This is a genomic window from Jiella mangrovi, from assembly GCF_017815135.1.
Lineage (GTDB): Bacteria > Pseudomonadota > Alphaproteobacteria > Rhizobiales > Rhizobiaceae > Jiella > Jiella mangrovi.
Map to the genome: position 1 here is coordinate 119,026 of NZ_JAGJCF010000013.1, position 22,910 is coordinate 141,935.

General features: G+C 65.0%; 19 protein-coding genes and 1 tRNA gene. 13 read left to right on the forward strand and 7 right to left on the reverse strand.

The annotated features are described in order from the left end of the window. Positions 1 to 50 precede the first annotated feature (50 nt). The 4 genes from accC to J6595_RS16095 all read right to left on the reverse strand — a co-directional run bounded on the left by accC (position 51) and on the right by J6595_RS16095 (position 4,513). Complete coding sequence (accC, locus tag J6595_RS16080) at positions 51 to 1,400, reverse strand: acetyl-CoA carboxylase biotin carboxylase subunit (protein WP_209595595.1); 1,350 nt, start codon at positions 1,398 to 1,400, stop codon at positions 51 to 53. A gap of 12 nt (positions 1,401 to 1,412) precedes the next feature. Further along, positions 1,413 to 1,883 carry an acetyl-CoA carboxylase biotin carboxyl carrier protein gene (gene accB / locus J6595_RS16085; protein WP_209595620.1) on the reverse strand — a complete coding sequence of 157 codons (471 nt, stop codon included), beginning with the start codon at positions 1,881 to 1,883 and terminating at the stop codon, positions 1,413 to 1,415. Positions 1,884 to 2,233: 350 nt separating this feature from the next. Next, positions 2,234 to 3,013, reverse strand: coding sequence for a DsbA family protein (locus J6595_RS16090; RefSeq protein WP_209595596.1), 780 nt, complete (start codon positions 3,011 to 3,013; stop codon positions 2,234 to 2,236). Positions 3,014 to 3,118: 105 nt separating this feature from the next. Continuing rightward, positions 3,119 to 4,513: a M48 family metalloprotease gene (locus tag J6595_RS16095; RefSeq protein WP_209595597.1), complete on the reverse strand. Its 1,395-nt coding sequence runs from the start codon at positions 4,511 to 4,513 to the stop codon at positions 3,119 to 3,121. A gap of 143 nt (positions 4,514 to 4,656) precedes the next feature. Between J6595_RS16095 and J6595_RS16100 the strand changes: the two genes are divergently transcribed. From J6595_RS16100 to J6595_RS16120, 5 genes are all read left to right on the forward strand, one after another. Continuing rightward, positions 4,657 to 5,808 (forward strand): pyridoxal phosphate-dependent aminotransferase, encoded by a 1,152-nt coding sequence (locus J6595_RS16100; protein WP_209595598.1) that lies wholly within the window; start codon positions 4,657 to 4,659, stop codon positions 5,806 to 5,808. Positions 5,809 to 6,104: 296 nt separating this feature from the next. Next, positions 6,105 to 7,511 (forward strand): glucuronate isomerase, encoded by a 1,407-nt coding sequence (uxaC, locus tag J6595_RS16105; RefSeq protein WP_342453225.1) that lies wholly within the window; start codon positions 6,105 to 6,107, stop codon positions 7,509 to 7,511. Positions 7,512 to 7,668: 157 nt separating this feature from the next. Next, positions 7,669 to 9,147: a mannitol dehydrogenase family protein gene (locus J6595_RS16110; protein ID WP_209595600.1), complete on the forward strand. Its 1,479-nt coding sequence runs from the start codon at positions 7,669 to 7,671 to the stop codon at positions 9,145 to 9,147. Positions 9,148 to 9,385: 238 nt separating this feature from the next. Further along, the gene (locus tag J6595_RS22865) at positions 9,386 to 11,500 is read left to right on the forward strand and encodes an ankyrin repeat domain-containing protein (protein ID WP_209595601.1); all 2,115 of its coding nucleotides are present in this window, start codon (positions 9,386 to 9,388) and stop codon (positions 11,498 to 11,500) included. 155 nt (positions 11,501 to 11,655) lie between these two features. Then, a complete protein-coding gene (locus J6595_RS16120; protein ID WP_209595602.1) occupies positions 11,656 to 11,802 on the forward strand; it encodes a hypothetical protein in 147 nt (48 codons plus the stop codon). 493 nt (positions 11,803 to 12,295) lie between these two features. Here J6595_RS16120 and J6595_RS16125 read toward each other — a convergent pair whose 3' ends face one another. Together J6595_RS16125 and J6595_RS16130 are read right to left on the reverse strand one after the other, a co-directional pair. Continuing rightward, a complete protein-coding gene (locus J6595_RS16125; RefSeq protein WP_209595603.1) occupies positions 12,296 to 12,520 on the reverse strand; it encodes a hypothetical protein in 225 nt (74 codons plus the stop codon). A gap of 85 nt (positions 12,521 to 12,605) precedes the next feature. After that, positions 12,606 to 12,695: transfer RNA gene (locus J6595_RS16130), tRNA-Ser, on the reverse strand. A 503-nt stretch (positions 12,696 to 13,198) separates the two neighbouring features. Here J6595_RS16130 and J6595_RS16135 point away from each other — a divergent pair. The 7 genes from J6595_RS16135 (at position 13,199) to J6595_RS16165 (ending at position 20,789) form a co-directional block, all read left to right on the forward strand. Then, a complete protein-coding gene (locus J6595_RS16135; RefSeq protein ID WP_245198555.1) occupies positions 13,199 to 14,311 on the forward strand; it encodes a septal ring lytic transglycosylase RlpA family protein in 1,113 nt (370 codons plus the stop codon). A 137-nt stretch (positions 14,312 to 14,448) separates the two neighbouring features. Beyond that, on the forward strand, positions 14,449 to 15,681 hold the full coding sequence (locus J6595_RS16140) for a D-alanyl-D-alanine carboxypeptidase family protein (RefSeq protein WP_209595604.1): 1,233 nt from the start codon (positions 14,449 to 14,451) through the stop codon (positions 15,679 to 15,681). A 22-nt stretch (positions 15,682 to 15,703) separates the two neighbouring features. After that, on the forward strand, positions 15,704 to 16,384 hold the full coding sequence (tmk, locus tag J6595_RS16145; RefSeq protein WP_209595605.1) for a dTMP kinase: 681 nt from the start codon (positions 15,704 to 15,706) through the stop codon (positions 16,382 to 16,384). Beyond that, the gene (locus tag J6595_RS16150) at positions 16,381 to 17,475 is read left to right on the forward strand and encodes a DNA polymerase III subunit delta' (protein ID WP_209595606.1); all 1,095 of its coding nucleotides are present in this window, start codon (positions 16,381 to 16,383) and stop codon (positions 17,473 to 17,475) included. The genes tmk and J6595_RS16150 overlap by 4 nt, the downstream gene beginning before the upstream one ends. Positions 17,476 to 17,586: 111 nt before the next feature. Next, complete coding sequence (metG, locus tag J6595_RS16155; RefSeq protein WP_209595607.1) at positions 17,587 to 19,140, forward strand: methionine--tRNA ligase; 1,554 nt, start codon at positions 17,587 to 17,589, stop codon at positions 19,138 to 19,140. Beyond that, the gene (locus J6595_RS16160; RefSeq protein WP_425342164.1) at positions 19,137 to 19,937 is read left to right on the forward strand and encodes a TatD family hydrolase; all 801 of its coding nucleotides are present in this window, start codon (positions 19,137 to 19,139) and stop codon (positions 19,935 to 19,937) included. The genes metG and J6595_RS16160 overlap by 4 nt, the downstream gene beginning before the upstream one ends. A gap of 39 nt (positions 19,938 to 19,976) precedes the next feature. Then, positions 19,977 to 20,789, forward strand: a complete 813-nt coding sequence (locus tag J6595_RS16165; protein ID WP_209595608.1) for an MBL fold metallo-hydrolase — start codon at positions 19,977 to 19,979, stop codon at positions 20,787 to 20,789. Between the two features lie 415 nt (positions 20,790 to 21,204). On the opposite strand, the gene J6595_RS16170 is transcribed toward J6595_RS16165, so the two are convergent. After that, on the reverse strand, positions 21,205 to 21,606 hold the full coding sequence (locus J6595_RS16170; protein ID WP_209595609.1) for a GFA family protein: 402 nt from the start codon (positions 21,604 to 21,606) through the stop codon (positions 21,205 to 21,207). Positions 21,607 to 21,833: 227 nt separating this feature from the next. Between J6595_RS16170 and mazG the strand changes: the two genes are divergently transcribed. Beyond that, the gene (gene mazG, locus J6595_RS16175; RefSeq protein ID WP_209595610.1) at positions 21,834 to 22,706 is read left to right on the forward strand and encodes a nucleoside triphosphate pyrophosphohydrolase; all 873 of its coding nucleotides are present in this window, start codon (positions 21,834 to 21,836) and stop codon (positions 22,704 to 22,706) included. Positions 22,707 to 22,910 lie beyond the last annotated feature (204 nt).

Genomic DNA, 22,910 nt, shown 5'->3' on the forward strand with positions numbered 1-22,910 from the left:
TCAGTCGCGTGGCTGGAACAACGGCGACCTGATGCGGTTCCAGCCGGCGATCACGCCTTCGCGCCGCCCGCCAGATATTTTTCCAGCCAATGGATGTCGTAGTCACCGCGCGCGATGTCGGGATTGTCGACGAGGTCGCGGAACAGAGGCAGCGTCGTCTTGACGCCATCGACGACGATCTCGTCCAGCGCCCGGCGAAGCCGCATCATGCATTCGGCGCGACTGCGGCCATGGACGATGAGCTTGCCGATCAGGCTGTCGTAGAAGGGCGGGATCGCATAGCCCTGATAGACACCCGAATCGACCCGCACGCCGAGGCCGCCGGGCGCGTGGTAATAGTCGATCTTGCCGGGCGAGGGCGCAAAGGTCCGCGGATCCTCGGCGTTGATGCGGCACTCGATGGCATGGCCGGAAAAGACGATGTCGTCCTGGGTCACGGAAAGGCCTTCGCCGCTGGCCACCCGGATCTGCTCATGGACGAGATCAAGCCCGGTGATGGCCTCGGTGACGGGATGCTCGACCTGCAGCCGGGTGTTCATCTCGATGAAGTAGAATTCGCCGTTCTCGTACAGAAACTCGATGGTGCCCGCACCGCGATAATTGAGTTTCGACATGGCGGCGGAGCAGATCTCGCCGATCTTCAGGCGCTGCTCGGGGGTGAGTGCCGGCGAGTTCGCCTCCTCCCAGACCTTCTGGTGGCGGCGCTGCAGGGAGCAGTCCCGTTCGCCGAGATGGACCGCGTTGCCGGCGCCGTCGCCGAACACCTGAACCTCGATATGCCGGGGCTTTTCCAGATACTTCTCGATATAGACCGCGTCGTCGCCGAAGGCCGCGCCGGCTTCCTGGCGGGCCGTCTGCAGCGCCATGACGAGATCGTCGCGGGTCTTGGCGACCTTCATCCCGCGGCCGCCGCCGCCGGCCGACGCCTTGACGAGGACCGGAAAGCCGATCTCGTCGGCGATCTTCAGCGCCTCGTCATCCTCGGTGATGGCTCCCGCAGATCCGGGAACGACGGGAATACCGAGGCGCTTGGCCGTGCGCTTGGCTTCGATCTTGTCGCCCATGACGCGGATATGCTCGGCGGTCGGGCCAATGAAGGTCAGGCCGTGGGCGTCGAGGATCTCGGCGAAGCGGGCGTTCTCGGACAGAAAGCCGTAGCCCGGATGAACCGCGTCCGCGCCGGAGATTTCACAGGCGGCGACGATCGAGGGAATATTCAGATAGCTGTCGCGGACCGGCGGCGGCCCGATGCAGACGCTCTCGTCGGCAAGCCGCACATGCATCGCCGCATTGTCGGCGGTCGAGTGCACCGCCACGGTCGATATGCCGAGTTCCTTGCAGGCGCGCAGGACGCGCAGGGCGATTTCGCCGCGATTGGCGATGAGGACCTTCTTGACCATGAAGTGCCCCCTTTACGCGATGACGACGAGCGCTTCGCCGTACTCGACCGGTTGGGCGTTCTCGACCAGGATCTTCGTGACCGTGCCGGCGCGCGGCGCGGGGATCTGGTTCATCGTCTTCATCGCCTCTATGATCAGCAAAGTCTCGCCCTCCGAGACCGTCTGGCCGACTTCGACGAACTGCTTGGCGCCGGGCGCCGGTGACAGGTAGACGGTGCCGACCATGGGCGAGGGGACGGAGCCGGCCTCGGGGCCGCTCGCTGCGGCCGCCTGCGGAGCAGCCGCTGCGGGAGCGGCGGCCTGCGGCGCCGGTGACGTCGGCTGGTAGTAGGCAGGCTGCATCTGCATGGGCTCGTGCTTGCGCGTCACGCGAACCTTCATCGAACCGTTCTCGACTTCGATTTCGGTGAGATCGGTTTCCTTCAGAATCGACGCGATTTCTCTGACGAAACGCGGGTCGACCGTCATGTCATCCTTGGGCATTGTGTTCCTTGGGCCGATTCGGTCTTTGACAATCCTGCGCTCGCCGGGACCCGCCATCGGCGGCTCCACCGCCGGGCGCCGGCGCATATTCTCGACGCCGAAACGAGATGCCTCGGCGCCGCGCAATTGGAAATCGATCTAGTCACAGGCGCCGCCGTGTCGAATCCAGGACGCGGCAAACGCTCTGTTGGGGCCGGACGGATAGTAGACCGGGACGATCGGCATCGTGACTCAGCGCTCGCGGGCGAGACATTTGACGTTTCAACGTCGATGTTCACGACGCCCTATAAGACGCAGCGTCGGTTTCGCAAAGCGATAAATCGGAAAACCTCGCGCCTGTCAGCTCGCCGTCAGCACGAAACGCTGCCGCAGGAGCGCACGTTGGCAATCGCGGTCTTCAGATTGTCGAGGCCGATAGCGCCCGGCAGAACCGTATCCTTGATGACGTAGCTCGGCGTCCCGTTGATCCCGAGAGCCTCCGCCACCTCCCTGTCCTTGGCGATGTCGTCGGCGATTTCCGGCGAAGCCATGGCAGCTTTCAGCTCCTCCGCTTCGACGCCGAATTGCGAGGCGACCGCCAGCGCCCGACTTTCGTTTGCGGCGCCGCGCCCCGCCAGAAGCTTGCGATGAAAATCGGCATATTGCTGCGGCTTCAGTTTGCGGAAGGCGAGGCTGACCTGCGAGGCTTCGACCGATTGCGGTCCCAGAACCGGGATCTCCTTGAGGACGAAGCGAACGTTGGCGTCGCTCTCCAGAAGCTTGTCCATGTCGGACAATGCGTGTTTGCAGTAACCGCAATTGTAGTCGAAGAACTCGACGACCGTGACGTCGCCCTTCGGGTTGCCGAGCGCCGTGCCTTCGGGGGTCGAGAAGATCGCCTCCGCATTGTCGGCGACGGCCTGTTTCTGAGTGGCCGCGGCCTCGGCGTTGCGTTTGGCCTCGAGCGCGTTGATCGCCTCGACGATCACCTCCGGATTCTTGACGAGATAGTCCCGCACGATGGTCTCGATGGCCTTGGTCTGATCGGCGTCGAACGCCTTGTCCGCAGTCTGCGCACTGACGGGCGTGCCGACGGCACAAAGGACGGAGACCGCGGCAAGCGCAGTCGCGGCAGAACGTTTGAGTGCCATCAGGCGAGATCCTTCATGAAATTCGTTCGATCGTCGAATGCGAATGCATCCAATAGCGCGCATCGTGGCAATTTGGCGAAACAGCCAGGTCCTTGCCCGGACGTGTCATCGCGATTTTACGGCCAGAATGTCCTGCGCCCGACGCCAGGGCGGTGAGCCGGGCTTCAATTTGGCCTGCGCCCTTGCCGCGAAGACCTTCGCCTGCGTGAGCGAGCCGGTGCTCCAGTGGCCTTCCGCCGTGGCGAGTTCCGCCCGGCCGATCTCACCCAGCTGGCCATAGGCCATGGCGAGATAACGGTAGGCCTGGCCGTTCATGGGATCGCTCTGCAGGCCGGCCTGGATCATCTCGATCGCCTGCTTCAGGTTCGCCGTCCCGCCGGAGACGACGAGGGCCTGTCCGATCTCGGCGCGCAGGAGCCCGGAATTCGAGCGGTCGAGCTTGGCGGCCCGGGAAAATGCCGCAACAGCTTCCTTGCCGCGTCCGGCGTCGAGCAGGATTTCTCCGCGCATTTCGTGAAACCAGGGATTGGATGGCCGCGCCGCGATCAGCCCGTCCATTTTCTTCAGTGCCATCGCCGTCGAGCCTGCCAGGAACGTCGCGATCGCATCGCCGTAAAGCGCGGCGAGACTGCGGGGATCCTTGGCGAACAAGCGGCGCACGTCGCTCATGCCGCCGGCATAGGCCGCGATCTTCGCTCGGGCCAGATCGTGGCGTTCTGCGAGGGCAGGCGGATCTTTCCTGGCATAGGGCGTCGAGCGCTTCGCGGCCTCCTCGATCGCAAAGATCCGATCGCGCGGCAGGGGATGGGAGGAGAGGTAGCTGCGCCCCCGCGAGCCGTCGAACAGGCTGCCTTGCTCCAGGATCTGGAATGTTTCGACGAGACCACGGGCGGACTGGCCGGTCTTTGCCAGATAGTTGATCGCCGAGCGATCGGCGACCGATTCCTCGCCGCGCAGATAGGTGAGAATCGATCGCTGGGCCGCCGAGCCCCCTGCCGAAAAGAGACCGGCGCCGGCGCCGACGGAGCCTCTGGCGCCCGCCGCAGCGCCACCGATGGCAACGCCCGCCCCCAGCAGCGCGGCCGCGATCACCATGACCTGCGCACCCTCAAGCCTTTGACGAAGGCGCTGCTGATGGCCGCCGGCGAGATGGCCGATCTCGTGGGCGAGAATGCCGATCAGCTGGTTCGGCGTTTCCGTCAAGGCGATAGCGCCGGTGTTGACGAAGATCCGCCGGCCGAGGACGAAGGCGTTGAAATCGCGCGAATTGACGAGGACCGTCTCGATCCCCGCTCGCGACAGACCGGCAGCTTTCAACAGCGGCCGGACATAGTCGACGACGAGCGCTTCGATCTCGGCATCGCGCACGATCGGCAGATTTCTCTTTGCCCGCGCCTCTGCCGAAGCCGTCGATGGTGCCCCCAAACCGGTGCAAGCAAGGCTGGCCGCGACCGTGACGCTGGCGAAACGCCCGAATAAGGAGCTGAGAAATCGTCGCATGTTCCGTCCCTGATCCACATCCGCTAGTGGACCGGAACGGCATTTGGTAGCAAGCACGCGAGTTCAATTTGTCGTCAGAATCGCCGCATTCGGCGGGGGTTTCGGCACGAAGGCCACGACAAGACAGAAGAGCCGGTCCGCTGATGCATGATCTTACTCCCTCCCGCCGTTCGGACGTCCTGCCGTTTCGCGCGATGGACGTTCTCGCCGATGCCAACCGCATGCTGGCGCGGGGCGAGCCCGTCATCTCGCTGGCCGTCGGCCAGCCCGAGGCGCCGACACCGGCCGCGGCGATCGCAGCCGCCGACGCGCATCTGAGGCGAGGGCGCATCGCCTATACCGACGCGCCCGGACTGCCGGCGCTGCGCCAACGCATCGCGCGACATTATGGCGAGGCCTATGACGTCGATGTCGAGACGTCGCGCATCATGGTAACGACGGGTTCGTCGGCCGGGTTCAATCTCGCCTTCCTCGCCGCCTTCGATCCCGGCGCGCGCATCGCTCTCGCCTCACCCGGCTATCCGGCCTATCGCAACATCCTGAAAGTGCTCGGCCTGGAGCCGGTGGAGATTCCGGTCGACGCTTCGACCGGCTACCTCCTGACGGCCGAGCATCTCGGAGAAGCCCACCGCCGGAACCCGGTCGACGGTGTGCTCGTCGCGAGCCCCGCCAATCCCACCGGCACGGTGACGCCGCCGGAGGAACTGAAGCGGCTGATCGCCTTTGCGGGCGAGAACGCCATCCCGTTCATCTCCGACGAGATCTATCACCGGCTGGCCTATACCGGCGGCGAGACGACGGCGCTGTCCTTTTCGGATCGGCCCTTCGTGGTGAACTCCTTTTCCAAATACTACTGCATGACCGGCTGGCGCATCGGCTGGATCGTCTTGCCGCCCGAGATGGTGCGGGTTGCCGAGCGGATCGGCCAGAGCCTCTACATCTCAGCTCCCGAACTGTCGCAGATCGCGGCGACGGCGGTGTTCGATGCGACCGAAGAGCTCGACCGGGTTCGCGAGGGCTATGTCCGCAACCGCGACCTCTTGATGCACGAATTGCCGGCCCTTGGCTTTCGCGACATCGCTCCGATCGACGGCGCCTTCTACGCTTACGCCGGCATTCCGGAGGGCGAGGCGAGCGCTTCGGATTTCTGCCGGCGGATGCTCGCGGAATGCCACGTTGCGATGACGCCCGGCATCGACTTCGACCTGACTCTCGGCGAACGCTTTGTGCGCATCTCCTATGCTTGCGGCAATGCGGCCCTTTCCGAAGCCGTGGCACGCCTGAAGCGCGCTTAGACGGATCTCGAACGTGTCACTCGCCGACGGGTGGCGCCGCCATTCCTGAGCATGACGCGTGCGCCGCAAGGCACCCGGCGCCGCTCGACCCGGTGATCTGGATGAAAACCCGGTCACCGGGAACGTTGCAGGCCTCTGGCGCGAGAGAGACGGAGCCGCCGGCGCTAGGCCGGCCGCATGTCGATCGTAAGCCATGGCATCGCCGCCAAAGTCAGTCTGCCTGTGCACTTCTTGACGCTCGACAGATACTACCATACCAGCTTGCGGCAGCGACGAGCTTGTATGGGAGGACGACTGTGGCGCTTCTGGACGACGACCGGCTGTTTCCGACGGAGGCCGCGACGCGGAACCTCGCCCGCGCGCTCTACGGCACCATCAAGTCCCTGCCGATCATCTCGCCACACGGCCACACCGAGCCGCGCTGGTTCGCCGAGAACGAAGCCTTTCCCGATCCGGCGCATCTCATCGTCGTGCCGGATCACTACATTTTCCGCATGCTTGTCTCGCAGGGCGTGACGCTCGGCGAACTCGGCGTCCCCTCGGCCGACGGCTCGCCGGTCGAGACCGACGGGCGCAGGATCTGGCGTCGCTTTGCCGAAAACTACCATCTGTTCCGTGGCACGCCGACGCGGCTCTGGCTGGACGATACGTTCCAGAACCTCTTCGGTCTCGATGTCCGGCTCTCGGCCGAGACCGCGGATCATTACTACGACCATATCGCCGACCTGCTCCGCCAAGACGACTACCGGCCGCGAGCGCTGTTCGAGCGCTTCAATGTCGAGGCCATCGCGACGACGGAAAGCGCACTCGACGATCTGCGCCATCACCGCGCCATTCGGGAAAGCGGCTGGGCTGGCAAGGTGGTCACCACCTATCGGCCCGATGCCGTGACCGATCCCGACTTCTCCGGCTTTGCGGAAAATCTGGTGAAACTCGGCGAGGTTGCGGGCTGCGACACCGGCACCTTCGCCGGCTATATCGAGGCGCATCGCCGCCGGCGCGCGGTCTTCCGCGACCATGGCGCCACCGCGACCGACCACGGCCACCCGACCGCGCGCACCGCCGACCTTTCCGCCGCCGAGGCCGCCGAGCTCTATGACCGGATCAAGGACGGCGGCGGCTCAGCTGAGGACCGCGAACTCTTCCGCGCCCAGATGCTGACCGAAATGGCCAGGCTGTCGGTCGAGGACGGCATGGTCATGCAGCTGCATTGCGGTTCTTTCCGGAACCACTCCGATCGTATCGTCTCGGCCTTCGGCCGCGATCGGGGTTTCGACATTCCCCAGCCGACCAACTATGTCGAGGCATTGAAGCCGCTTCTCGACGTCTGCGCCCTCGAAAAGAGCCTCACCCTGATCGTCTTCACACTCGACGAGACGGTCTTCTCGCGGGAGCTCGCCCCGCTTGCCGGCGTCTATCCGTGCCTCCGGCTCGGGCCGCCCTGGTGGTTCTTCGATTCGCCCGAAGGCATGAAGCGCTTCCGGGAGGCGGTCACCGAGACGGCCGGCTTCTACAACACGGTCGGCTTCAACGACGACACCCGCGCATTCTGCTCCATCCCCGCACGCCACGACGTCGCAAGGCGGGTCGACTGCGCCTATCTCGCCGGCCTCGTGACGACCGGACGCCTTCAGGAGGACGAGGCGTTCGAGCTTGCCCATGATCTCACCTATCGCCTCGCCAAGGAGGCCTACCGGCTCTGAACGCGGCGCGCCAACCTTCGCCGTTGGTTCAGCGTCCGCTTCTTTCAGGACAAGGACCACTGTCACGTCAGCACCGTTGCTCCACGCCGCCGTCGCCGCATGAGACCCGCTGACCGAGCCCCTTGCGATCTTTGAACCTCTTGCCGAGACTGTTCTGATGAGCTCCGAAAAACGCCTCTCCCTGAACGCCCTGTCCGGCCTTTCGGCGGACATCCGGACGCCCGCCTATGATCCGCGCGACGTGAAGCCGGGCATCGTGCATCTGGGTGTCGGCGCGTTTCACCGCGCGCATCAGGCCGTCTATATTGACGACCTTCTGGCGAATGATCCGCAATGGGGGATCGTCGGTGCCTCGCTGCGCCGGGCGGACATGCGCGATGCCCTGAAGGCCCAGGACAATCTCTATACGGTTGCGGTGCGCTCGGGCGAGGGGACCCGCCTCAGGGTCATCGGATCGATCGGCTCCATCCACGTCGCGCCGGAAGACCCCGAGACGTTGCTTGCTGCCCTGTGCGATCCGGCGATCCGGATCGTCTCGCTGACGGTGACGGAAAAGGGCTATTGCCACGACCCGGCGACCGGCGATCTCAACGCCGACCACCCGGACATCCGGACCGATCTGGAGAATCCGCGGGCGCCGACCTCTGCGCCGGGTCTGCTCGTCGAGGCCCTGCGACGTCGAAGGGACGCGAACACCGTGCCGTTCACCGTCATGCCCTGCGACAACCTGCCGGCCAACGGCCCGACCGTTCACCGGATCATTACGCAATATGCGAGCCTTCTCAACGAGGGCCTTGCTCGCTTCGTCGAGCGCGACGTCGCCGTCGCCGGCACGATGGTCGACCGGATCGTTCCCGCGACGACCGATCGCGACACCGCCGAGATCACCGCGGCTCTCGGGCTGAACGATGCCTGGCCGGTGGTGACCGAACCCTTCACCCAATGGGTGATCGAGGACCGGTTTCCGACCGGTCGGCCCGACTTCGCCGCGGTCGGAGCCGAGATGGTGAGCGACGTCGAGCCCTTCGAGCGCATGAAGCTCAGAATGCTCAACGGGTCCCATTCGACGCTCGCCTATCTGGGTTATCTCGCCGGATACGAGACGGTATCCACCACCATGGCGGACCGGAATTTCGAGCGGCTGATCCACGCCTTGATGAGCGACGAGATCATGCCGACGCTCGACATGCCCGGCACCGATCTTGGCGCCTATCGCGACGCCCTGATCGCAAGGTTTCACAACCCGGCGCTCAAGCACCGCACCTGGCAGATCGCCATGGACGGCTCGCAAAAGCTGCCCCAGCGCTTCCTCGGCACGGTGCGCGACCGCCTGGCGGCCGGCGCTCCGATCGACCGGCTGGCGCTCGGCATCGCCGCCTGGATGCGCTACGTCACCGGCACGGACGAGAAAGGCGCGGCCATCGAGGTGAAGGATCCGCTGGCCGACAAGCTGAGATCGATCGCCACCGAAACGGGCAGAGACCCCGAACGCCTCGCAAGCGCCTATCTCAGCCTCGGCGAGGTGTTCGGCCAGGATCTCCGCGACGTCCCCGAATTCTCCCGGCCGGTCACGCGCGCCCTCAAAACCATCTTCGAGCGCGGCGCCGCCGGCGCAGTCGAAGCCGCAGCGAGCTGACAGGCGGCGCAGAACCGGGCGAGCGGATTATGGATCGAAATGCCGGGAAGAGCCGCATCTTCGGACCCTCGAAAAGCCTTATGGCACGAGGGAGACCACGACTTATCGAGGAATATGAGCTCGCGTGAAACGATCACTTAACTCGATCGCGAAATTTGCAACCTGGTCCCGTTCCGTATGCTCGATACTCTTTCTCGCAGTCGCCGCCACGCTTCTTCCCGTTTCAGAGGTGCGGGCCGTGGATGACGCGACCTGGCGTGCCTGGAGCCGCGAGTGGGCGCTTTGGGAGGCTATCGCCCGGCGCAACGATTGGGAGGTCGTGCCCGTCACGGTGCGGCCGCCGGCCAGCGAGGCCGCTATCGACGCGCTGGCAGATGCGGCGGGCGTCCGTGTGCCCCACGAGCTTCGCGCGCTCTTGCTCGAACGGTCCGCTGGTGTCGCGTTCGGCTGGAACATCCCCGGCCACCTTCAGGCGCCAGGCAAGCTCAACATGCCGTTCGGCAGCAACTCACGTGACGTTCTGTGGGACATCGACGACATGCGAGACGAGGCGATTCCGAATTTCCTGGGCTGGAAGGAGTCTCGCGCCGGTGAACCCGATCACGAGGCGCCGAACCCGGCCGAGATGTGGGAGGGCCAGTTTCCGCTCTCGCACCTCATGAACGGCGACATGATCACCATTGATGTGTCCGACGCCGAGCGTCAGCCCGTCCGGTACTTCAGCCACGAGGTCGAAGGATGGCACGGGTGGAAGATCGCGCCGTCTCTTTACGATTACATTTCCGCGCGCTCGGCCGTGGGCTGGGCCGGAACGGAACAGGACACGATGGCGCGCTTCCTGGACCGCCCCGCAGCCGACGAGACTGGGGGACCCGGCATTGCGCATCTGTCGTCCGACAATCCGGGTGCTGAGGCATGGATTGCATGGGCAACGCGCGACCCATCGGATCGCCACCCGGATGATCCGCCGCGCGCCATCGTCGCTCAAACGGTCGCGGAGCGGGACTTGCTCCTCGCCGCCCGCGACGGACACCCGTTACGCCTACGCGCGGCGCTTGCCGCCGGCGCCCGGCCGGATGTGACCGCAACCCAAGAGATGCGCTTCGACGACAGGGCATGGGGGTGGGAATACGAGACGGCGCTCACGCTCGCGGTCAAGCGCAATGACGTCGCGATGGCGGACACGCTGCTGAGCGCCGGCGCCACGCTCGACACCCGCGTGCTTCCTATGAACGCCGCGGCAGACATCGCCTCGCCGGACACGATGCGATGGCTGATCGAACGCGGTGCGCGGGTCAACGGCTGGCGCCACGACCGCTACCACCCGTTGCACACACTCGTAAACCGCTGGCGGTTGTTCGAGGGCCGCCCCCGCGAGGTGATCGAAGCCGAGGCTCGTCGGGAGGCTGAGGAGAGCGAGGCCCGGATGGCCGAGGTCCTCGAGGAGATGGTGAAGGGCAAATCGCCCGCCGAGGCCGCGGCGCTCCGCGAAGCCTTCCAGGCGACCAGTGGCTTCGACGAAGACGCTCTTCAACGGCAGCTCGTCCGCCACCTGACGCGTGATGCATATCTTTCGATGTTGGCGATGCTGTTGTCCGCGGGCGCCGACCCGGATGCGCCGTGGGACAACGGCATCCGGATGCTCGTCTGGGGTGGCGAGGTGAGCGCGCCATTGCTCCTTAAGCACGGCGCCGATCCCGACGCGCAGGACGCGCACGGCCGAACCGCGCTGCACTGGGCGCAAACCGTGGCGTTCATGGATCTGCTTCTCGACGCCGGCGCCGATCCGAACGCGCTGCCCGAACCGGCCGATCTCAGCGCCGGCGAAGAGCGTCCGAGGCCCCTGCAGTACTTCTTGCGGACCGAGAGTTGGGCGGAACGCAACCCGTCCGTGTTCGCGGACCCAGCCCCGTTGATTTCCCGGCTTCTGGAAGGCGGCGCCGACCCGGTGCTCCCCGACGGGGAGGGTCGATCCACCCTGTCTTACGTCCGCAAACCGTCGCGGTTCGACGCGCTGGTCGCCGCGGGGCTCGATCCGCTTCGGCGTCAACCGGATGGTGGAACGGTGGCCCACGGGATGGCGGAGGCGCTGGGCTCAAACGAGAAGGGTGCCATGGACGTTCTGGACCGCCTGATTGCCGCCGGGGTCGATTTGAACGCCGTCGATCGTCAGGGGCGCTCGGTGCTGCACCATGCTGCGATGCTTTCCAATGCAGAGACGGGCGGGCTCAGGGCACTGCTGGCGCGGGGCGCAGACCCCAGCCAGCGCGACGATACCGGCGCGACCCCGCAGAACCTCGTGCCGCGGCGGGTCGAGTATGACGAGATCCGCGCGCTCCTCGATCCAAACTGAGGAGCCAAGCGCAGCTCACTCCAGCTGAGGGCGGGCAGGCTTGCGCCGTGCAGGGCCGCCCAACATGTCAAAGCGACCCGTGTCGTTGTCGACCACGGAGAGGTCGGCCCGCTTGCGATGGCATGCCGGTCGGCTTGTCGAACAGTGCCGCGAGCATGAGCTACGGTGTAGCCGCCATTGCGCTTGCCCTGGAGGACCCTCCGGGTGATGTCGAGCCGCGCGATGCGGGCGTCGTCTTTGGTGCCGGGATACTCATCGATGAAATTGCGAACCAAGATGTCGTCCGGGGCCGCGCCGATTAGCGGACAGAGCGTTTCACGCAGCAGACGACCGCAGCCGGCATAGACGTTCCTTTCGAACTGGGCTCCGCGACGCTTCGAAGGCTCACGCTTGCCGAATTCCCGGTCATAGGACTGGCCGACGACCCGTCCCTAGAAGCGCTTCTCGGATCCCTCCTGCACGACCATTGCACCCAGGATTTCGCAGGCGGGATTGCCGGCGAGGCGGACCAGAGCTGTGCTACCCTTGACCTTTACAGCTGTTCTCTCCCACCCGCCTTAGTACCGGGAAGGGAAGCAGCCACTGGTTGCCGACCCCCGAACAGAAGCTCACGTTCTGACAACGTGTTCAACGGATACAAAGGCTTGGCCCGGGAGGAGTCGAAGGACTTCGCCTCGTCGTTGGAAAGCGTCCAGATCCGTGTCGACGGAACGACGAGGCTTTGGAGCGGGCGTAGCACGCTTGCGATCAAGAGTGAGTTCAGGGGCACACGAGCTTCGGCGAGACGGTCCAGCGTCACCTCGCGCAGCGGGCGGCGCCGTGCGCAGAGGCTTTCCCCGCCTTTCGCCCTTGGGCGATCTGCTGGCGGACTTCAAAGAGGCGGCGCTCTAACTCGACTTCTTCAGCACGCGGTAAATCCAGATCGGTCGATCGCTTGTCCCCAAGCATCTCCCAATCGGAGTTTATCGAGCCTGTCGACAGGAATTTATAGAGGTCCTGAGCAGAGAACCTTGCAAACAATCGACAATCCGTTCGGCACGAGATTGTCACCCATGTCTTAGGAACGTTTTGTCACCCATGTCTCCGGGCTGGACAAGACGGATGATGGCGGATGGGGTGGGATTCGAACCCACGGTACGGTCTCCCGCACGCCGGTTTTCAAGACCGGTGCCTTCAACCGCTCGGCCACCCATCCGCTCAGAGTGCCTTAACCGGCGCTACACACAAAATGCAAGATGATAGGAGCCGGCAGGGGGAGGAATCCTCCGGCGCGCGATTGTAACAATTTGTGATGACAGCTCGGGGCAAGCCACCGCCCGGCTCAAAGGTGGTGAAACTGTGGCTTTCGCCCTTTTTTTGCCCTATTTCACGGCCCCTTCAAGCCAGCTGAATTTCAGCGAGCCGCCCTGCCACCTCGCCTCCTGGCAATGAAAACAGGTGGTTGCCGCCGCGAGCGAAAAACGCGTGCCAGCTGCGGCGTAATCTCCGGCGAAACTGTCGTTCGTCGCCGAAATACAACAGTCAAGACTGGCCTGGTCTTCAGGCTGATCAAAAGGTTAACCACGCTAAGATTGCCAGATTGGCGACTCTTGATACATCCTCGCATCAAAGACGGAAAGCGGGAGTAGGACGGCGTGGGGACGCCATCTTTCAGCCGCGAAAACAACAAAACCAAGAACGTAGAATGGCGGGGGTGTCATGTTTGAGAGTGGGGGCGTCGGCCGGCGAGTAGCCGGCCTTGCGATCGTCGGCGTCACGACGACCATGCTGTTGTCAGGGTGCCAGGGAAGCGGTTCGGATTCGGACTCGCCGCTGGAACAGCTCGCCGATCTGTCGACATCGATCAAATTCGACAGCCAGACCTTCGGCGTGCCGGCAAGCCCGCGCGTCACCAATCTGAAGCGCGTTCCCAAGGGCGGCGGTCGCTCACAGGTCGGCCGGCCCTACAAGGTCCGCGGCAAATGGTACTATCCCAAGGAAGAGCCCGGCTACGTCAAGACCGGGCAGGCTTCCTGGTACGGGCCGAACTTCCACGGCCGGCTCACCGCAAACGGCGAGATCTACGACATGCATGCGCTGTCGGCGGCGCACAAGACCTTCCCGCTGCCGTCCTATGCGATGGTCACGAATTTGGCGAATGGCAGCAAGGTCATGGTCCGCGTCAATGACCGCGGTCCGTTCGCCCACGGCCGCGAGATCGATCTTTCAGCCGAGACCGCCGAACTCCTCGACTTTAAGTCTGCCGGGACCGCTAGGGTCAAGGTCGAATATGTCGGTCGTGCGCCGGTCGACGGCGACGACACCAAGATGCTGATGGCGAGCTTCCGGCCCGGCGATGGCGGCGGAGCGGCATCGACGCAGGACGCTGTGATGATGGCGGCTGCCGCTCGCTCGCGGACGGCAAGCGGCGTTGCCATGGCCAGCGCCTATGGCGACGACCTGCCCGGCGTGCGCGACGGTGGCGCGCCTGTGCCGACGGGGCGTCCGTCTGGCGGCGAAGGCTTCGGCGCCTCGCTGTTCAAGAGCTCCTTCGCCGAAGAGCCTTTGCGCGGCGGCGCCGCCGCCGCGCTGCGGGGGCTTTCCGCCGCCGATCAAGACGTTGCAGGCGAGACGATCGAGCTGGGGTTGATCGACGATGCGCTTCTGGAGCGGGTGCGAGCGGTCGCGCTGGGAGAGGGCACCTTGAGCCTGGAGGAAGCCAACGGCCTTCATCTGGCAAAGATCGCCGTCTCGGCGGGCAGCGACACCGATGCGCTCCTGCAGCGTCTGTGGAAAGTCGGCGCCGAGGATGCCTTCGTCCTTCGCGACTGATGCCTTTCGATCCGGAAGCGTCCCGCACCAAATCACGCCGTCGTGGCGATGGATGACGGCCGGGACCTGATCGCTCACGTGACAACGCCATGCGTGCGCTTGCGCGCATGCATCGGCTGGCGGTATCTGGACCCATGATGAAAACCGCCGTCTTCCGTGCCGAAGGACAGTGCCTCGAGAAAGGCCGGGCTTTTCGGGTCTGGCGCTTTGCAGCCGTCCTGTTGGCGCTCGCCCCGTCCGCTTTGCCGACCCTTGCCGGCGCGCAGGAAGCGACGAAGCCGGCGATCGAGACGGCGGCAAAGGAAGTCCTGCTGGTCGATGGCGAGACCGGCACCGTCCTCCTGCAGAAAAATCCCGACAGCCCGTTCCCGCCCGCGTCGCTCGCCAAGATGATGACCATGGAAGTCGTCTTCGAGGCCATCGCTTCCGGCAGGCTCTCGCTCCAGACCGAATTCCCGATTTCCGTTCACGCCTGGCGAACCGGCGGCGCTCCCTCCGGCACCTCGACGATGTTCGCCAATGTCAGGTCGAGCGTCTCGGTCGACAATCTCATTCATGGCGCCATCATTCAGTCGGCCAACGACGCCTGCATCGCGCTGGCCGAGGGGATGGCCGGCTCGGAGGCGAAATTCGCCGAGCTGATGAACAAACGTGCCGAGGAGCTGGGACTTTCAGGGTCGCATTTCGTCAATCCGACGGGACTTCCCGCCGAAGGGCAGCATGTGACGCTTCGCGATCTCGTGACGCTCGCCCGGCACGTGCGCAAGGAGCATCCCGAACTCTACAAGATCTATTCCCAGCCCGCCTTCGAATGGAACAAGATCTTCCAGCGCAACCGCAATCCGCTCCTTTCGATGGACATCGGCGCCGACGGCATGGAGACGGGTTATACCGAGGCCTCGGGCTATGCGCTCCTCGGTGTGACGGATCGCGGCGGACGGGTGACCTATCTCGCCATGAGCGGACTTTCGACGTCGAGGGAGCGCTCCCAGGAAGCGCGCCGGCTGCTCGATTGGTCTGATCGGTCCTTCGCGGTCCGGTCGCTCTTCGACAAGGGAGAGGTGGTCGGAAGCGCCGATGTCTTCGGCGGCGAAGCCTTGAGCGTGCCGCTGATCGCGCCGCGTCACATCGCGGCGCTGTTGCCGCGCGAGGCGGGCGAGCGTATCTCGGCGCAGATCCGCTACGAGGGACCGCTCGCCGCGCCGATCGAAAAGGGCGCGTCGGTCGCTCGTCTCGACGTCCTGGTCGATGGGGAAACGGTCCTCAGCGAGCCTCTGGTCGCCGAGCGGAGCGTTGAGAGCGGCAGCTTCTCGGACCGCGCGATGGGCGCGGTCAGCGAGCTTGCCTTCGGATGGCTGCGGAATTTTTGACGACGAACGGTTCGGGGTCCGGGTGACAGGCTATCTGGTGACATTCGAAGGCGGCGAGGGCAGCGGCAAGTCCACCCAGATCGCCCGTCTGGCGGCGCATCTGAGGAGCAGCGGCCACGAGGTGGTGATTACGCGCGAACCCGGCGGCTCGCCGGGCGCCGAGGCGGTGCGTCACATCATCCTTTCGGGCATGGCCGAGGCCCTCGGTGCCGACTGGGAGGCTGTGCTGTTTGCCGCCGCCCGGGCCGATCACCTCGACGAGCTGATCCGACCTGCGCTCGAACGCGGCGACGTCGTTTTGTGCGATCGTTTCCACGATTCGACGCGGGTCTACCAGTTCGCGGGCCGCGGCAAGGACACCGATTTCCTGGAGCGGCTGGAACGGGCAACCCTTGCCGGCACCTATCCTGACCTCACCATCGTCATCGACGTTCCGGCGAACATCGGCGGCGAACGGGCCCGCAAGCGTCGGGGCACGGCCAGCGCGGACCGGTTCGAGAAGGATGACGCGGCCATCCAGGAAGAGCGCCGCCTGGCGTTCCTCAAGATCGCCGCAGACGAGCCGGAGCGCTGCGTGGTCGTCGATGGCAACCGTCCCATCGACGACGTTGCGGCCGAAATCCGCAACATCGTCGACGATCGACTGGACGAGCGGCGCTTTGCAGCGGTCGACCAATCGCTGAAGCTCGGGAAGGGCGGATGAACCCGCTTTCGATCGAAGCCTACGAGACGCATGACGAACTCGACGGCGTGCCGCAGCCTTTCGTGACGCCGAAACTCTTCGGCCACGAAGACGTCTTTGCCGAAATGGTGGAGGCCAGACGATCGGGCCGCATGCATCATGCCTGGCTCCTGCAGGGCCCGAGCGGTATCGGCAAGGCGAGCGCCGCCTTCGCCTTCGCCCGGCTGCTCGCCGGGGCGGCCACCATCGAAGACGAGGCCGCCACCGTCGCCTTCAACCCCGACAACTCGGTGTTTCGCCAGATCGCCATCGGATCGCTGCCGGGCCTCATCCATCTGACCCGTCCCGCGGTGGAGCGTGGCACCGGATACCGCACCCAGATCACCGTCGAGGAGGTGCGCCGGCTCGGTCGGTTCTTCCATGCGACGGCGTCGGGAGAAGGATGGCGCATCGCCATCGTGGACCCTGCCGACGACCTCAATCGCAGCGCCGCCAATGCGCTCCTGAAACTCCTGGAAGAGCCGCCGGCGCGCTCGCTGTTTCTTCTGGTCAATCATACGCCGGGCAAGCTGTTGCCGACGATCCGCTCGCGCTGCCGGGTGGCGCGCTTCGAGCCGCTGGGGGACGCGGCGGTCAAGCAGGCGCTCGCCGCCTTCGGCCAAACTCTCGACCCGCAGACGGCTGACACCATCGTCGAGGCCGCCGAGGGGAGCGTCCGCCAGGCGCTGATGCTGGCGGCCAATGGCGGCGTCGAGATCGGCCGGACACTTCACGGCCTGCTCGCGATGTCCGAGCTGGACGTCAATGCCCTGCAGGGGCTTTTAGACCGGCTGACGGCGAAAGGCCGCGAGGCGGCCTTTGAACTGTTTCTGTCGAGCCTTCTCGGCTCCATTGCGGAGGCGAGCGAAGAGCGCGTGGCAAGTGGACGGCTCACGGCCGCTGCCGCCTATGCCGAACTGTGGCAGGCGGAATCGCGGCGGCTGGCCGAAGCGGCCGCCTTCAACCTCGATCGCAAGCAGGCGGCCATGACGACGGTGAGCCGTTTCTTCGCCCTCAAGCAGGCCGACGCCCGCCGCATGGCGCGTGAAGCGGCGATCACCTTGCAGGATTGATTGAGCCACGGGCGCGAATGCTCTATCTGCCTCGACACGAGCGGTGTTCCGCCAGCTGCGGCTGGAGAATCGGCCGCGCCCCGAAGACCCCGAAATTTCAGCGAAAGCACCATGGCCGAACGCTATTACCTGACCACCGCGATCTCCTATCCGAACGGTCGTCCGCATATCGGCCATGCCTACGAGTTCATCGCGACCGACGCGATCGCGCGTTTCAAGCGGCTCGACGGCTACGACGTCCTGTTTCTGACCGGCACTGACGAGCACGGCATCAAGATGCTGCAGACGGCGCGCAAGGAAGGGCTCGAGCCCCGGGTCTTCGCCGAGCAGAACTCGGCCGAGTTCGAAAGAATGACGCAGGCGCTCGGCGGCTCCAACGACGACTTCATCCGCACCTCGCAGGAGCGCCACAAGGCAGCGAGCCAGGCGATCTGGACGCGCATGGCAGACGCCGGAGACATCTACAAGGACAGCTATTCCGGCTGGTACTCGGTTCGCGACGAGGCCTATTACGGCGAGGACGAGGTCACGCTGCGCGAGGACGGGCAGCGCTACGGCCCGCAGGGATCGCCCGTCGAATGGGTCGAGGAAGAGAGCTATTTCTTCAAGCTCTCCGAGTTCCAGGACCGGCTGTTGAAGCTTTACGAGGAAAACCCCGGCTTCATCGGCCCGGCCGAGCGGCGCAACGAGGTGATGTCCTTCGTGAAGTCGGGCCTTCGCGACCTGTCGATCTCGCGCACGACCTTCGACTGGGGCATCCCCGTGCCGGGCGACGAAAAGCACGTCATGTATGTGTGGGTCGACGCGCTGACGAACTATCTGACCGCGACCGGATTTCCGGGCGAGGGGGATCGGTCCGACTTCTGGCCGGCGGATCTTCATGTCATCGGCAAGGACATTGTGCGCTTCCACACGGTCTACTGGCCGGCATTCCTGATGTCGGCGGGGCTCCCCTTGCCCAAGCGCGTCTATGGGCACGGCTTCCTGTTCAATCGCGGGGAGAAGATGTCGAAGTCGGTCGGCAACGTCATCGATCCCTTCGCGCTGATCGAGACCTATGGCCTCGATCGCCTGCGCTATTTCCTGTTGCGCGAGGTGCCGTTCGGCCAGGACGGCAATTATTCGCACGAGGCGATCGTCAACCGGACCAATTCCGAACTCGCCAACGATATCGGCAATCTGGCCCAGCGTTCGCTGTCGATGATCGGCAAGCATTGCGACGCCAAGGTGCCGACGCCGGGCGCTTTCAGCGAGGCCGACGAGACCATCCTTGCCCAGTCCCACGAGCTTCTGGCGCGGGCGCGCGAGGCGATCGACCGGCAGGAGATCCACACCGTGCTGGCCGCCATCGTCTCGGTGGTGTCGGCGACGAACCGCTATTTTGCCGGCGAGGAGCCCTGGGCACTGAGGAAGACCGACCCCGCGCGCATGGCGACGGTGCTCTACGTCACGGCCGAGGTCGTTCGCCGGGCGGCCATCATGCTGCAGCCCTTCATTCCGGAGAGCGCCGGCAAGCTGCTCGATGTTCTGGGCGTCGCCCCGGACGAGCGCAGCTTCTTCGAGCTCGTGCCGGAGCGCTCGCTGACGCCGGGGACCGAGCTGCCGACGCCGCAGGGCGTTTTCCCGCGCTTCGTCGATGAGGCTGCCGACGGAGGCAAATCGTGAGCCTCTTCCTCGTCGACAGCCACTGCCACCTCGACTTTCCCGATTTCGACGGCGAGCGGGCCGATCTCATCGCGCGCGCCCGGGAAAATGGCGTCCAGCGCTTCGTGACGATCTCGACCTTCGTTTCGAAGATCGAGCGGCTTCTGGCGATCACGCGGGAATTCGACGACGTCTACGCATCGGTCGGCACCCATCCGCACAATGCCGCTGAGGAGCCGGACGTCACCGTCGAGCAGCTCGTCGAACTGTCGCGCCGCGACAAGATCGTCGCGATCGGCGAAGCCGGGCTCGACTATCATTACGACAAGGCGCCGCGGGACGTTCAGGCGCGGGTGTTCCGCACCCACATCGCGGCGGCGCGCAAGACGGGTCTTCCGCTGGTGATTCATGCCCGCCAGGCCGATGACGACATGATCGCGATCCTCGAGGACGAAAGCGGGAAGGGGACCTTCCCCTTCATTCTGCATTGCTTTTCCTCCGGCCGGTCGCTCGCCGAGGCGGGGCTCGCGCTTGGCGGCTACGTCTCGTTTTCCGGCATTCTGACCTTCAAGAATTCGCAGGACATCCGCGACATCGCCAGGGACGTTCCGATGGAGCGCCTGCTGGTCGAGACCGATGCGCCGTATCTCGCGCCGCCGCCGCATCGCGGCAAGCGCAACGAGCCGGCTTTCGTGCGCCACACCGCCGAGGTACTGGCCGAGGTCAAGGGCGTCGATCTCGACACGATCGCACGCCAGACCTCCGACAATTTTTTCAAACTGTTCGAGCGTATCGAGGATCCGCGCAAGGCTGGCTGACGGCCCGCCATCTTTGATCGACCGCGAGAAATTCCGCCAATGCCTGATCTGCTTCGCCTGACCATTTTAGGCTGCGCATCGTCTCCGGGCGTGCCGCGCATCAACGGCGACTGGGGCGCATGCGACCCGTCGAACCCGAAGAACCGGCGGTTGCGCGCATCGGCTCTGGTCGAGCGTATCGGCGCCGACGGCGTCACCACCATCTCGATCGACTGCGGGCCGGATTTCCGCGAGCAGATGCTGAACGCCAAGGTTCAGCGTCTCGACGCCGTCCTCCTGACCCATCCGCACGCCGATCATTTCCACGGCATCGACGATCTGCGCGGTTTCATGCTGTCGCAGAAGTCGCGCATTCCCGTCCATGCCGACGACGCCACCTATCTGCGCGTCTTCGAGGCGTTCCGATATTGCTTCGAGACGCCCGAAGGCAGCAGCTATCCACCGATCACCACCCGTGTGCCGATCGTCGCCGGCGAGCCATTCACGGTTCACGGTCCGGGCGGCGCGCTGAGAATCCGGCCGTTCAACCAGATCCACGGGTCGATCCATTCGCTCGGCTTCCGCATCGGGCCGCTGGCCTATTGCAGTGACGTTTCGGACTTTCCCGACGCCGCGATCGAGACGATCGCCGGCGCCAGTCACATCGTCATCGACTGCCTGCAATACAAGCCGCATCCAAGCCATCTGAGCGTCGAGCAGTCGCTCGGCTGGATCGAGCGGCTCGGCGTTCCCCAGGCGACGCTGACCCACATGCACACGCCGCTCGATTACGAAACGCTCTCAAACGAACTGCCGGACCATGTGCGACCGGCCTTCGACGGGATGGTCGTCGAGCTGCCGTTCGCGTCCTGAAGTCGGCGATCAGTTAGATGCGCCGAGGCGACCGAGCCAGCCGACGATTCGCCGATGGCGGCGACGGGGGCCGGTCGTTCCAGCGAGCGACGACATAGTCGGCGCCATCGTCGGCGACCATCGCCCGAGGATCGCAACTCACTATTGACCATGATCCGACTTGCGCGTGGCTGCCAGCCCGCATCTCTGGCAACGTCGACTCTGGCATTGCCGAGGGAATGGACAGGCTGGCTTCCGGGTCGATCCGGGCGCGCCACGCCAGAACGCCCGTCACGATGACCCGTCCATTTATGTTCCATAATCTATCTTATGACACTTAGATATGTCGCGAGCACTGCAGGGAGCCGCTCCGCGATATCGCAGACGCCATTCCGCCCCTCGTCCCGAACGCCCGGTTCGACACGCGGCTGTCGGATCACGTCTGCGGAGGCTTCAAATCGGTCTCTTCCTGACGGTCTCGCTCGTAGCGTCTCGTCAACGCGAACTCCGGAAGCCAGGATTCCCGGCGAATTGTCCAGAGTTCGTAGGTCGGCGTGACCGCGTCTGTGACATCCAGCGATCCGAGACTGACCTCGATCTCGCCGGGGCTCACCGAAAACACCGACGAGCCGCAATGCGGACAGAAATGCCGCCCGGCATAAGAACCGGTCTCACCCTCGATGGCGACAGCGCTCTGTGGGAAGATGGCGGAGGCATGAAACGGCGCGCCGTGATGCTTGCGGCAATCGAGGCAGTGGCACAGCCCTACCCGATCAGGGCGGCCCGAGGCCACCAGCCGCACGGCGCCGCACAGGCAGCCGCCGGTCAATTTCTCCATGGAGTTTCTCCTGTGTGGCGTCTCGCTGGCGAGCGAGATGGAGCAATTTTGCGACCGGGCGATCGTCCGGTTCCCAACTGGGCAGCAGCATCGAAGATTCGACGAGCCGACTTCGGGGTTTTCCTCGTCATCGCCGCGGCTGTGCTGTTAAAAGCCGTGGCCGACATCGCTGCCGTCCTGACGATTCCCGCGCCGGTTCAGGCGCGCCGACCATCCGGAGCATGCCCATGACACCCTCCCGCGACATTTCCCGGCTGATCGAGATCATGGCCGCGCTGCGCGAGCCCGAGACCGGATGCCCTTGGGATCTGGAACAGGACTTTGCGTCGATCGCTCCCTACACCGTCGAGGAAGCCTATGAGGTGGCGGATGCCATCGAGCGCGACGACGCGATCGACCTGAAGGAAGAGCTGGGCGATCTGCTTTTGCAGGTCGTCTATCACGCGCAGCTCGCCGAGGAGCGCGGGCTGTTCGGCTTCGAGGACGTGGTCGAAGGCATCACGAAAAAGATGATCCGCCGCCATCCCCATGTCTTCGGCGATGCCGAGGCGCGCTCGGCGCGCAGCGCCAAGGGTCAGTGGGAGAAGATCAAGGCAGAGGAAAAGGCCGAGCGTCAGGCCTTGCGCGAGAGCGCGGCGACGACGCGGCTGTCGGGCGAGCAGGATGTGGCGATCGATCGGCGGGAGGCGGGGCCCCGGCATCTGGATGGGGTGCCCGGCGCCCTACCCGCCTTGACCCTATCGCTGAAGATCCAGACCAAAGCCGCCGCCGTCGGCTTCGACTGGGACCGGCCGGAGCCGATCCTTGCAAAGATCGACGAAGAGATCAAAGAGCTCGCCGAAGCCGTCGACGCCGGGGATGCGGACGCCACCGAGGCCGAGATGGGCGATCTGTTGTTCTCCGTCGTCAATCTCGCGCGCTACCATCATGTCGACCCGGAAAAGGCGCTGCGCCGCTGCGTACGCAAGTTCCGCGACCGCTTCGGCTTCATCGAGGACGGGCTGGCGGCGAGCGGCCGGACACTGCGGGACGCAAGTCTCGACGAGATGGAGGCGCTTTGGGTCGCGGCGAAAAAGCGGGATCGCGGACAGGCGGGCTGAGCGGCGAGCTGGGTGGGAATGGCCTCGGACAGCCGCACTGCGTCATTCTCGGGCCCCGTCCCGAGAATCCTGTGTGTTCGAATTGGTGTATGGTGGGAGGCGGGAAGGAGGCCGAGAGAATCCTGGTCGTCCGCAAGGCAGACCGGTGCCTGGCATGGCCCCTTCCCGCGCCGTCTTCGAAACCTGAACAGTTGCATGAGGCTG